Origin of the sequence: Sciscionella sediminilitoris (assembly GCF_000737195.2) — a bacterium.
GTDB lineage: Bacteria > Actinomycetota > Actinomycetes > Mycobacteriales > Pseudonocardiaceae > Sciscionella > Sciscionella sediminilitoris.
In genome coordinates this window covers 1-11,730 of sequence record NZ_JALM01000059.1, presented here as the reverse complement: position 1 = coordinate 11,730, position 11,730 = coordinate 1, and the positions used below count along the sequence as shown (strand labels likewise).

Here is an 11,730-nt window from a genome sequence, read left to right as displayed (position 1 = left end):
CGCCCGCGAGCCGGATGGTTACGCTCCCGGCATGGTCGGCGCCGACCGGCCGGTTCTGCGGCTCTGGAGGAGTGGCGAAGTTTATGCGCATCATGCTGGCAACCATCGGATCGCGCGGGGACGTCCAGCCGCTGGTCGCGCTCGCCACCCGATTGAGAGATCTCGGCCACGAGGTACGGCTGTGTGTGCCACCCGACTTTCAGGACTGGCTCGCCGGTCTCGGTTTCGCCGCGACACCGATCGGCCCGGTGATGCGCAAGGCACTGGCCACTCGGCCACGCCCCAGCTATACGGCCGAACAGCTCGCTCCGATGGCCAAACGGCAGATCGAGGCCCAGTTCGGCAAGCTGGCCGCGGCTACCGAGGGCTGCGATCTGCTGCTGTCGTTGACTCCGCAGCTCGCCGCGGCACGCTCGGTCGCCGAATCACTGGGCATCGGGTACGTGTTCGCGGTTCTCAGCCCGAACATGCTGCCCTCGCCGTATCACGCGCCGCCACCGGTGCCGCTTTCCACCGAGCCGCCTGCGCCCCCGGACGCGGACAACTGGGCGCTGTGGGAGCGTGACCGGAAATTCATGAACGATTTCCTGCGCACTGCGCTCAACGAGCACCGGGCGGGCGTCGGGCTGCCCGCACTCGAGGATGTCCGCGATCACGCCTTCACCGACCGCCCGTGGGTGGCCGCCGATCCGACCGTCGGTCCGTGGCTCGAACCCACGGACCTGAACGTCTTCCAGCCCGGGGGCTGGTTCCTGCCCGACGAGCGGCCCCTCGCGCCCGGGCTGGAGCGATTCCTCGACAGTGGCGATCCACCGATCTACTTCGGTTTCGGCAGCAGCATGCTGGTGGAGGACGATCTCGGAGAAGTGGTCGTCCGCACGGCCCGCACGCTCGGCAGGCGCGCCATCGTTTCCCGTGGCTGGGCCGGCTTGGAACTGCCCGCCGATGACGACGAGATCCTCGCCGTCGACGAGATCAACGTGCAGGCCCTGTTCCCCCGGGTCGCGGCCGTGGTCCACTTCGGCAGCGCGGGGACCACGCTGATGGGTGCGCTGGGCGGGGCGCCGCAAGTCCTCGTCCCGCAGATGTACGACCAGCACTACTGGGCATCGCGGATCGAACAGCTCGGCGCCGGTTTCGTGTGCCCGCCCGGTAACCCGACCGTCGACTCGCTGCTCAGCGCGCTCGATCGGGCCCTGCGGCCGGAGGTGGGGGCAACCGCTCGCGCGGTGGCGGCTGCCGTCCGCCGCGACGGCGCGGAGGTCGCCGCTCACCGGTTGACCACCGCTGGTGCCTTCGCGGCATGACCGGGTATCGGAGACGGGGGTTCAGGTGTCCTTGACCTTCATCGTCGGCACCGGCCGGTGCGGCTCGACAATGCTCAGCAAGGCATTGCAAGGTCATCCGCAGGTTCTCAGCCTCAGCGAGTTCTTCGCCGCGCTGCGTCACCGGGCCTTTCCGGCGGAACCGCTCGACGGACAGGGCTTCTGGGAGTTGCTCAGAAAGCCGGATCCCTTGCTCGACGCCATGATGCGCGCCGGGGCGCGGAAGCCGGCATGGCATGGACCTTCGGCTCGCCGGTCCAGCGAGGTCTCCGGTGTGCCGGTCATTCGCCACGTGACCCTCCCGGCGCTCAGCGACGATCCGGACCGGCTCTACGAGGAGCTCGCGGGCGAGCTGCCGCACTGGCCGCGCCGCCCGATCGGCGACCACTACCGGGATTTGTTCGGCTGGTTCACCGCCCGGTTCGGCCGCCAGGTCTTCGTCGAACGATCCGGGGCATCACTTCTCTACGTGCAACGATTGCGGAGGATGTTTCCGGAGGCGCGATTCGTGCACCTCTACCGGGACGGCCCGGATTGCGCGCTGTCGATGAGCAGGCACTACGGATTCCGCCTCATGCTGCTCCCCCGGGCGGCGGCCAGGGCCGCGAACGTACCGGTGCGGCGGCTGTTCCAGAAACACATCTCCGAGCTGCCTGCGGACTATCAGCGGTTTTTTCGCGCGGAATTCAGCGAGGAATCACTGATGGGCGTCGACCTTTCCCTGCGCGATTTCGGTGAGTTCTGGTCCTCGATGATCTGCAACGGTGTCGGCGAATTGGCTGATACCGACCACCTCGACCTGTGCTACGAGCAGCTGCTCGCCGATCCGCGCGGCGAGCTCGGGACCCTGGCGTCCTATCTGGGGGTGTCCGCCGACCCCGGCTGGATCGACCGGGTCAGCGCCGGCATCGACAGGTTCCGCAGCGGGACAGCGCAGCGGCTCGACCCGGTGTCACGCGAGGAACTGCGGACCGCCTGCGCACCGGGCGAGCTGGCGCTGATCGACCCGACCGCCAGCACCACGATGATCAGGAAGTGAAAATGGACGCTGAGCTCGACTACACGGTTCCGACCCCCGAATCGGTGGGGGAGTTCTACGACCGGGCAAACGTGGTCATCGCCCAGGCTCAGGGCGGGAACATGCACTATGGCTACTGGACCGGGCCGGACGACGAGAGCGATTTCGAGACCGCGGGCGCGCGGCTGACCGAGATGATGATCGATCGGGTCGGCGCGCGGCCGACCGAGCGGGTGCTCGATGTGGGATGTGGTCCGGGGCTGCCGGGGGTACGCCTGGCGAACTCGAGCGGGGCAAGCCTGGTCGGCATCTCGGCAAGCGGCGAGGACGTCCGCTTGGCCAACAACCGCGCCGTGCAGGACGGCGTGGCGGGCCGGGTGAGCTTCGAACGGGCCGACATGCTCGCGCTGCCGTTCCCGGACGACTCGTTCGATCATGCGATGGCGCTCGAATCGATCGTCCACGTGCCCGACCGGGTGCGAGCACTGCGCGAAATGGCCAGGGTGGTCCGGCCCGGCGGACGCATCGTGCTCACGGATTTCACCTTGTGTGCGGGACCGGAGCGGTCCACCGACGCGAACTTCGTCAGGATACTGGACTCATGGCGGGCGGCAGCGCCGATCGCCGCCGAGGACTACCAGGGCTTCGCCGAGCAGGCCGGGCTGGTACTCGACGAGGTCACCGACATCACCGAAAACACCAAGTACACCGCGCTGTGGACCTATCTCGCACTGCGGCGGTACGCCCGGGAACACCCCGTGCCCGCCGAGGTGCAGCAGATCATCGATGTCGTGCCATTCTCCTCCGTCCCCGACGAGCAGCTCGTGCAGTGGTGGCGCCCGCTCCTGGCCGGACAGCAGATGCAGGGCGTGATCATCGTGGTCGCGCACGTTCCCTGACCGAGCAGCGCCGCGCCGGTACCACCGGCGCGGTCCCCGTTGCTCCGGTACCGGTCACGCGGGGTCATACACGGCGGGGTTCGCCACGGCCGCGGGAACCCCGCCCCGCCGCCACGCCCGGAGAGCCTCGGCGGCCATCCGGGAGTGTACGGCGATCACGTCGTCGGAGGCGCCGCCGATGTGCGGGGTCATGGTGACGTTGGGCATCCCGAACAGTGGATGCTCCGCGGGCAGCGGTTCCTCCCAGAACACGTCGAGCCCGGCACCGGCGAGGTGACCGGTGCGCAGCGCGTCGAGCAGCGCCTGCTCCTCGACCACCGCCGCGCGTCCGGCGTTGATCAGGTGGCCGCCGGGCCGCATCAGGGTGAGTTGCTCGGCGCCGATGAGCCCGATGGTGGACTCCAGCAACGGGGTGTGCACGGTGATCACGTCCGCGGCGCCGAGCAGTTCCTCGAGGCCCACGACCCGGGCCTGGTCGCCGAAGGTGTCCTTGTCGAGGTACGGGTCGTAGACGAGCACGTGCATGCCGAAGGCGCGGGCGCGGGTGAGTACCCGCCTGCCGACCGCTCCGCCGCCGAGGATGCCGAGCGTGCGGCCGTTGAGGGCGAGACCGCGGAACTCCCGATAGGGCTCGAACACATCCTCGGCACTCCAGGAACCGTTGCGCAGCCAGGCTTCCGCGCGGGAGGTGTTGCGCAACGTGGCCAGCAGCAGGGTGAAGGTCAGATCGGCGGTGACGTCGGCATTGCGTGCGGGGGTGGTCGCGACGGGAATTCCGCGCGCCGTGCAGCCGTCCAGGTCGATGTTCACCGGCGCCGCCCGGCAGGAGACGGCAAGGCGCAGATTCGGTGCCGCGGCGAGAGCCGTGGCGTCGAGTAGTTCGGTCTCGCAGACCACCGCCTCGGCCTCGGCGAGCGCGTCGTCCGCCCCGGTTTCGGCGAGCGAGCGGCGCAGGTTCGCCGGTTCGAGCACGGTCAGCTCGAACTCCTCGTGCAGCGCTTCGGCGATTCCGTTGTCGAAGGCCGCGGTGATCAGCACGCGAGGACGGTCGGGCACGTGGTCTCCTGTTCGTTGGGTTCGCGGAGCTTCCGCAGTTCGCTCCATTGTGGACGGACGGCGTCCCGGACGGAACGGAAGATCCGGTAACGCCGTTCGTAGTCGGCGGCCCGTTCCGGGGCCGGTTCGAACCGGCGCGGCTCGCCGCGCAGTTTCGCCGCGGTCCGGGCGAGATCCGTGTTCTCGGTGGCGGACAGTGCGATCGCGGCTGCTCCGCGCGCCCCGGTCTCCTCGTCCGCGGCCCGGTACACGGTCGTGCCGGTGACCTCCGCGATGGTCCGGCAGAGCAGTGCGCTCGTGGTGGCACCGCCACACAGCCGGAGCGGCCCGGTCGTACCGAGCGCTTCCCGGCACTCCCGCAGGCTGAACGCGAGGCCTTCGTAGACCGCGCGCAGTAGTGCGGCCGGGCTGGTCGAAGTGGACAGGCCCAGCCAGCCCGCGGAGGCCTCCGGAGCGTGGAACGGTGCGCGCTCACCGGACTGCGCCCCGTAGGGCAGATAGAGCACGCCGTCCGCGCCCGGCGGGACTTCCGCGGCTGCTGCTTCCACATCCGTCCAGTCCCGGTGCGCGTTGCCGGTGATCTCCCTGGCCCATTCCAGGTTCGGGGTCCCGGACATCGGGCAGAGGCATTCGAGGATCCGGCCACGGTGGCCGGTCGCCAGGAGGATGCCGGTGGAGGTCGTGGCCTGTTCGGCCCGTTCCCGCACCGTGCCGAGAAACGCGGTGGTGCCCATGATCGCGTAGCTCTCGCCCGGTTCGACCACGCCGAGGCCGATGCCCGCGGCGGCGGTGTCCACCATCCCGGTGGCCACCGGGATCCCGGGGCGCAGCCCGAGTGCCTCGGCTGCCTCGCGGCGCAGCGGGCGGGTCGCGGTCGCCGGGACCACCGGCGCCAGCAGTCCGGCGTAGCGCCGATGACCGAGCCGGTCGAGGAGTTCCCCGGAGTAGCACCCGGTGCGCACATCGAGATAGGTGCGGGATGCTTCGGAGGCGTCGGTTTCGAGCACGCCGGTCAGCCGCAGCCGGATCCAGTCCTTGCAGTTGGCCTGGTAGTGCGCCTCCGGGCGCAGTTGTTCGAGCAGGATCGGAAGGGCCCCGGCGAACAGGGTGGAACCGGTGACCGCACGGACCGCCCCGGCCCTGCCGTCCCGCTCCCACTGCTCGACCAGGGCTGCGGAGCGCCCATCCAGCCACAGCTTCGCCGGTCCGATCGGGCGGTGTTCGGCGTCCAGCAGCCAGGCCCCGTCGCCCTGCCCGGTGACGCCGATCGCGCTCACCTCGACCTCGCCCGCCGCATGCAATGCCGCCGTGACGGTGTGCCGTACCGACTGCCAGACCGCCTCCATCGACTGTTCGGCACGGTCCGGTCGCGGGCGCTCGACCTCGAGGGGGACTCGTGCCGTCGCGAGGTTCCGGCCGTCCGGCGTGATGATCACCGTCTTGACCGCGGTGGTGCCCGCGTCGATCCCGACGATGGCGGAAGTAGCCATCACATCTCTCCACTGAACATATGTGCACTACATCGTGCAACTGTTCGGAATCTAGATGCCGGATCCGGTTCGGTCAACTCTTGACATCCGCGCCGGGCGAGCTGATGCTCTACCGATCCATAGTGCAACCGTATGAACAATTGTTCGTTGCGCGGGCTCGAAGAGGAGTGCTGATGCGCGAAAACACCGAGGGGGAAAACGGCGCCCGGCGGACGTGGCTGGGCCGTCAGGGGATCGTCCGCCCGCTCGCCTGGGGTTTCCTCGCGGTGCTGCTGTTCATGGTCGGCGACGGCGTGGAACTCGGATTCCTCGCTCCCTACCTGGAATCCATCGGTTTCGCGGCCGCCGATGTCGCGACCCTGGTCAGCGTCTACGGCATCGTGGTCGCGGTGGCCGCCTGGCTGGCCGGTGCGCTCGCCGAGGCGTGGGGGCCGAGGCGGGTCATGCTCGCCGGGTTCCTGATCTGGTTCGTGTTCGAGCTGCTGTTCCTCGGGATCGGTGTGGCCACCAAGAACTACCCGGTGATGCTGATCTCGTACGGGATCCGGGGCCTCGGATACCCGTTCTTCTCCTACGGCTTCCTTGTCTGGGTGACCATGCGCACCCCGAAGGAGGTGATCGGCAGGGCGGTCGGCTGGTACTGGTTCGCTTCGACGGCCGGGCTCGGCGTGGTCAGCTCCTACTTCGCGGGAATCGTCATCCCATGGCTCGGCCAGCTGGCGACGATGTGGCTCTCGCTGGTGTTCATCGCCGCGGGCGGGCTACTGCTGATCGTCGCGGTGCGGGCGCGTTCCGAGCGCAGTGATGCGGGGCTCTCGGCGAACCTGCGGAAGGTGGCAGGCGGCCTGACCGTGGTGAAGGATCATCCGAAGGTCGGTATCGGCGGCGTGGTGCGCATCATCAACACCCTGTGCTTCTACGCGTTCCCGGTCTTCATCTCCACGCACATGATCAACGAGATCGGGTTCACGCTCTCCCAGTGGCAGACCATCTGGGGCACGATGCTGTTCGCCAACATCCTCGGCAACGTCGCGGCCGGATACCTGGGCGACCGGATCGGCCAGATCACCGTGGTCGCCTGGTTCGGCGGGCTGCTCTGCGTGATCTCGGTGCTGGCCTGGTACTACGTTCCGGAATGGCTCGGCGCGAACTTCGCGGCCGCGATGGCGATCTCCATCCTGCTCGGGCTGGGCATGGCCGCCTATGTGCCGCTGAGCGCGATCGTGCCGCTGCTCGCGCCGAACAACAAGGCCGCCGCGGTGGCCATCCTCAACCTCGGGGCCGGGCTGAGCAACGCGGTCGGGCCGGTACTGGCCCGGATCTTCCTCGGGCCGCTCGGCGTCGGCGGGTTGATGTGGCTGCTGGCCGCTCTCTACGCCGTGGGCATCCCGTTGACCTATGTGCTGCGGGACAAGCGCACCGAGCAGGCGTCCGCGGGACGCACGGAGGTGATCACCGGATGAGCCCCGGCTTGCCCGCGCCGGTGCGCGAGCGCGATGATTCGGCGAACAGATGCTCACCAATGAGAACGGATGTTCGGCCGATGGAGTCCCGCGAACCGCTGGGCCGGGTGGCCCGGCTGCATTACCAGCACGGCATGACCCACCAGGAGATCGGTGAGCTGCTCGGGCTCTCCAGGGTCAAGGTCACCAGGATGCTCGCCGAGGCGCGGCGCGCGGGAATCGTCGAGATCCGCATCCACGGTGAGGCCACCCCGTTCGGCGAGCTCGAGGCCGAGCTGAGCGGTGCGTTCGGACTGGCGGGAGCCTGGATCGCGCCGAGCTTCGCCGATCCCGAGCGCAGCCTCGCCTCGGTCGGGATGGCCGGGGCGGAGTGTCTGACCGCGCTCGCTCCGACGGTACGTACCGTCGCGGTGGGGCTTTCCTCGAGCGTGGCCGCGATCGTGGCACACCTGCGACCGCCGGAACCACTGCCGGAACTGGGATTCGTGCCGCTCGCGGGCAGCTGGGGCGGTGCCTCCAGGGGAATGAGCCCGCACGAGCTGGTGATCGGGTTCGGCGCGGCGTTCGGCGCACGGACCTATCACCTGCCCGCGCCCATTCTCGCCAGGACAGCGGATGCGGCGGCGGCCTTCAACGCCGACCCGGGGGTGCGGCAGACACTGCAGCTCGCCGCCGGGGCCCAGCTGCTGATCGCCGGGGTCGGCGCGGTGGCGGCGGGCAGCGGGATCCTCGCGGACACACTCACCGAGCGCGAACGGGGACAGCTGACCAAACGCGGTGCCGTCGGGGACATTTCCGCCCGGTTCTTCGACAGCGCGGGCAGGGCGGTCGAGAGCACCGTGGATCAGCGGGTGGTCGGGATGAGCTTGCGCGGACTGGCCAGGATCCCGCAGCGCGTCGCCGTCGGCTTCGGCAGTCAGAAGATCACCCCGCTGCGGGCCGCGCTGAGCGCCGGGCTGATGAACCACCTCGTCACCGATGTCGACACCGCGAGAACGTTGTTGCGGACAACCAGGAAAGGGAACTGAGCATGCGCGATGCCGCGACCACCGAGGAATTGATCGAGCGACTCGCCGAGGCCGGTGAACTGGCCGTGCGGCGGGGGCTCGTGCTGGCCAGCGGCGGCAACCTCTCCGCACGGCTACCCGGTTCCGGGGAGTTCGTGGTCACCGGGGCGGGAACCTGGCTGGACCGGCTCACCCCGGAGGACTTCACGGTGATGAATCTCGACGGTGCGGTCATCGGGGGCAATCCAGCGCCGTCCAGTGAGTGGAAGCTGCATCAGCGGACCTATCGGGTGCGCGCGGATGTGAACGCGGTGGTGCACATTCATCCGCAGCACGCGGTGCTCGTGGACGCGCTCGGTCATCCGATCCGGCTGTTCACCCTCGATCACGCGGCATACGTCGGCTCGGTCGGCCGGACCGACTACTACCCGAACGGTTCCGATGAACTGGCCGACACCGCCGCGACCGAGGCGAAACAGCACAACTGCGTGATTCTGGGCCACCACGGCTGTTCCGCGCTCGGGGACAGCATCGGCATGGCGTTCCGGCGCGCGATGAACCTCGAGGAGGCGGCCACCGCGACCTATCGCGCACTGTGCCTCGGGGACACCACCACCGCCTTCCCGGAGGCGGCCCTGCGGACACTGCACGCCTGAGGCTGGAGGACGGTATGCGCACCGATGTGGTCACCTTCGGCCTGCACATCTTGGACATCCTCGGCCGTCCGGTCACCCGGATCCCGCCCGGGCAGGAGGTCGAGCTCATCGAGGAGATCACCATGACCGTGGCGGGTACCGCCGCCGCGACCGCGGTCGATCTGGCCCGCCTCGGTGTGCGCACCGCCTCGGTCGGCGCGATCGGGCGGGACACGCTCGGTGCCTTCCTGCGCGAGCGGATGACCGCGGAAGGTGTCGACTGCACCGGTCTGTCCGAAGTGGACACCGCACAGACCTCGGCGACGATCCTGCCGATCCGCCCGGACGGCGGACGCCCGCCGCTGCACGTGATCGGGGCGAGCGCGGAGCTGACCGAGGACCGGATCCCGTGGCCGCTGCTGGCCGAGGCGCGGGTACTGCACTTCGGCGGGAGCGGACTGCTGCCCGCGCTCGACGGCGAGCCGAGTGCCCGGATTCTCCGGCGTGCCAAGGAGATCGGGCTCACCGTACTGATGGATTTCATCCCCACCAAGGATCCGGAGTTCCCCGGCAGGCTCGCCGCCTGCCTGCCGTACGTGGACTACCTGTTGCCCAACCTGGAAGACGCCTGCTTCGTCGCGGGAACCGATGACCGGGCGAGCGCGATCGACTGGTATCACCGGCACGGCGTCGGCGCCACCGTGCTGACCATGGGAGCCGACGGAGTCAGCGTCACCGAACGCGGCGGCACCGAACGATTGCTGCCCGCCTACGCCGTCGACGTTGTGGACACGACCGGCTGCGGCGATGCGTTCAGCGCCGGATTCATCGCCGCGCTGCTGGACGGTGCGGGCATCGAACAGGCAGCCGAGCTCGGCCTCGCGGCGGGCAGCCTCGTCGCCACCGGACTCGGATCCGATGCGGGCATCACCGACCGAGCAGGGCTCGACCGGTTCACCGCGATGACCCCACGTAAGCAACAAGGAGAGTGAGCATGCTCGATTCCTTTTCACTGCAAGGAAAAACGGCCTTCGTCACCGGAGCGGGGCGGGGGATCGGGGCAGCGATCGCGACCGGATGGGCGCGCGCCGGGGCGGCCGTGGCCTGCTTCGACCTCGACGCCGATACCGCATCGGCACAGGCCGAGACGCTGCGCGGGCTCGGTGCCGAGGCCATCGGGATCGGCGGTGACGTCACCGATGCCGACTCGGTCGCCGCCGCGGTGGAGCGCACCGTGGACGAGCTGGGTGGGCTGGACATCGCGCTCAACAATGCCGGGATCGCCCACCAGGCGCCCGCCGAGGAACTGGCCCCCGCCGACTGGCGGCGGATGATCGATGTCAACCTCACCGGCGTCTTCCTCTGCGCCCAGGCGGAGGCGCGCGTCATGCTGGAACGCGGTGGTGGTTCGATCGTGAACCTCGCCTCGATGTCCGGTTCCATCGTGAACCGGGGACTGACCCAGGCGCATTACAACTCCGCGAAAGCGGGCGTGATGCACCTGACCAAATCGCTCGCGGTGGAATGGGCGCGACGCGGTATCCGGGTCAACTCCATCAGTCCCGGCTACACGCTGACCCCCATGACACAGCGACCGGAAGTCGCCGGAGCCAGGGCCGAATGGGAGGACCAGACTCCGATGGGACGCATGGTGGACATGGACGAGCTCGTCGGACCGGCGATCTTCCTTGCCTCCCAGGCTTCCTCGGCCTGTACCGGACTCGACCTGATCGCGGACTGCGGTTTCGTGTGCTGGTGACCGGAAATGCTGCCACCTGACGGTCGGTGACAGCACTGTTGACGTGTGGGAGCCCCTGGAGGTTGCGCTCTGGCGAGCGATGTCATGTTTTGGCCTCCCTTCCCCGGGGCTGTGCATCTCTTCCGGTGCGAGACCAATCGTGTGATTGGTTCACCGATGGTGGTGCTCTGGTCGGGGTGCCTGGGAAGGGGAAGTCATGAACAGTATGGTGCGTCGGATGGTGGCCGGTTTCGCGGTGGCCGGGATCGGTGTCGGCATGCTCGGGGCTACCGCGAGTGCCGCTGAGGCCGGTGGTTCGGGTTTGCTGCCGTGTACCGCGAATCAGTTCACGACCAAGCTCGTACCCGGTGATGCGGGTGTGGGGAATCGTTCCGGGGCGATCCAGTTCACCGCGAAGCAGGGCGAGCGTTGTGCCCTTTCCGGGGTTCCGGAGATCGGACTGGTCGGCGCGCACAACGTGCTGGTGCACAACGAGGCCGCCGGTGGCACGCCTGCTGTCGGGATCGCCAATGGCAGTTCCGCCTATGTGCCATTGCACTGGACCGAGATCGCTGCCGCGGACGAGCAGCAGACCCCGAATGCGATCACCTACACCGCGGCGGCGGCCAGCAATCCGCACGGGGACCCGATCGACCCGAAGGTGAACCTGGCATGGAACCTCGGTGCGGTGGATGCCAATGCGGACAGTCACACCATCGATGTGGGTGCCGTGCACGCGGGGACCGCGCCCACTCCGGAACGCTAGAACGATGAGGAGGGAGTGCCCGGGAACCTCGGTACGCACGTCCAAAACCTCTCGGGCGGAGTGTCACTGAGTGCTGTGCTCACTCCCGCGCACGAGAAAAGCCGTGACCGGCGAGATGTTCTCGCTGGTCACGGCTGTGCAGTTGGGAAGACAGGGCCCCTCAACGATGTGACTCGACGGCAACGCAGTCGCCTTTGTCGCAGTTCCTGAGGAACTGTGCAAACAACTGAACGGGCTCACACTCTCTTTCCGAGACCGAATCACGATCCGGGTATGTCATCTCAACAAGTAGGCCACGGCCTTACACAGTTGATATGGCTCTGTCGCACTTTT

General features: G+C 68.6%; 11 protein-coding genes. 9 read left to right on the top strand and 2 right to left on the bottom strand.

Features of this window, described 5'->3' with window-relative positions; all coding sequences use genetic code 11:
• The first annotated feature begins 83 nt into the window (after window positions 1-83).
• Genes AD72_RS22165 through AD72_RS22155 form a run of 3 tightly spaced genes read left to right on the top strand, consistent with a single transcriptional unit; the run spans window position 84 to window position 3,242 of the window.
• A complete protein-coding gene (locus AD72_RS22165) occupies window positions 84-1,307 on the top strand; it encodes a glycosyltransferase (RefSeq protein ID WP_031468477.1) in 1,224 nt (407 codons plus the stop codon).
• Window positions 1,308-1,332: 25 nt separating this feature from the next.
• On the top strand, window positions 1,333-2,364 hold the full coding sequence (locus AD72_RS22160) for a sulfotransferase (RefSeq protein ID WP_051898883.1): 1,032 nt from the start codon (window positions 1,333-1,335) through the stop codon (window positions 2,362-2,364).
• A 2-nt stretch (window positions 2,365-2,366) separates the two neighbouring features.
• The gene (locus AD72_RS22155) at window positions 2,367-3,242 is read left to right on the top strand and encodes an SAM-dependent methyltransferase (RefSeq protein WP_037346922.1); all 876 of its coding nucleotides are present in this window, start codon (window positions 2,367-2,369) and stop codon (window positions 3,240-3,242) included.
• A gap of 54 nt (window positions 3,243-3,296) precedes the next feature.
• Here the strand turns inward: AD72_RS22155 and AD72_RS22150 are convergent, their stop codons facing one another.
• On the bottom strand, window positions 3,297-4,298 hold the full coding sequence (locus AD72_RS22150) for an NAD(P)-dependent oxidoreductase (RefSeq protein WP_197285044.1): 1,002 nt from the start codon (window positions 4,296-4,298) through the stop codon (window positions 3,297-3,299).
• Entirely contained in the window at window positions 4,274-5,788 is a 1,515-nt protein-coding gene (locus tag AD72_RS22145; RefSeq protein ID WP_031468473.1) for an FGGY family carbohydrate kinase, read from the bottom strand. The genes AD72_RS22150 and AD72_RS22145 overlap by 25 nt, the downstream gene beginning before the upstream one ends.
• A gap of 173 nt (window positions 5,789-5,961) precedes the next feature.
• Between AD72_RS22145 and AD72_RS22140 the strand changes: the two genes are divergently transcribed.
• The 6 genes from AD72_RS22140 (at window position 5,962) to AD72_RS22115 (ending at window position 11,397) form a co-directional block, all read left to right on the top strand.
• Window positions 5,962-7,251: an MFS transporter gene (locus AD72_RS22140; protein ID WP_031468472.1), complete on the top strand. Its 1,290-nt coding sequence runs from the start codon at window positions 5,962-5,964 to the stop codon at window positions 7,249-7,251.
• Between the two features lie 80 nt (window positions 7,252-7,331).
• A complete protein-coding gene (locus AD72_RS22135) occupies window positions 7,332-8,279 on the top strand; it encodes a sugar-binding transcriptional regulator (protein WP_031468471.1) in 948 nt (315 codons plus the stop codon).
• 2 nt (window positions 8,280-8,281) lie between these two features.
• A complete protein-coding gene (locus tag AD72_RS22130) occupies window positions 8,282-8,914 on the top strand; it encodes a class II aldolase/adducin family protein (protein WP_031468470.1) in 633 nt (210 codons plus the stop codon).
• Between the two features lie 14 nt (window positions 8,915-8,928).
• The gene (locus AD72_RS22125; protein ID WP_037346921.1) at window positions 8,929-9,885 is read left to right on the top strand and encodes a carbohydrate kinase family protein; all 957 of its coding nucleotides are present in this window, start codon (window positions 8,929-8,931) and stop codon (window positions 9,883-9,885) included.
• 2 nt (window positions 9,886-9,887) lie between these two features.
• Window positions 9,888-10,652: an SDR family oxidoreductase gene (locus tag AD72_RS22120; RefSeq protein ID WP_031468468.1), complete on the top strand. Its 765-nt coding sequence runs from the start codon at window positions 9,888-9,890 to the stop codon at window positions 10,650-10,652.
• Between the two features lie 196 nt (window positions 10,653-10,848).
• Window positions 10,849-11,397, top strand: coding sequence for a DUF4232 domain-containing protein (locus AD72_RS22115; RefSeq protein WP_031468467.1), 549 nt, complete (start codon window positions 10,849-10,851; stop codon window positions 11,395-11,397).
• The last annotated feature ends 333 nt before the right edge of the window (window positions 11,398-11,730 follow it).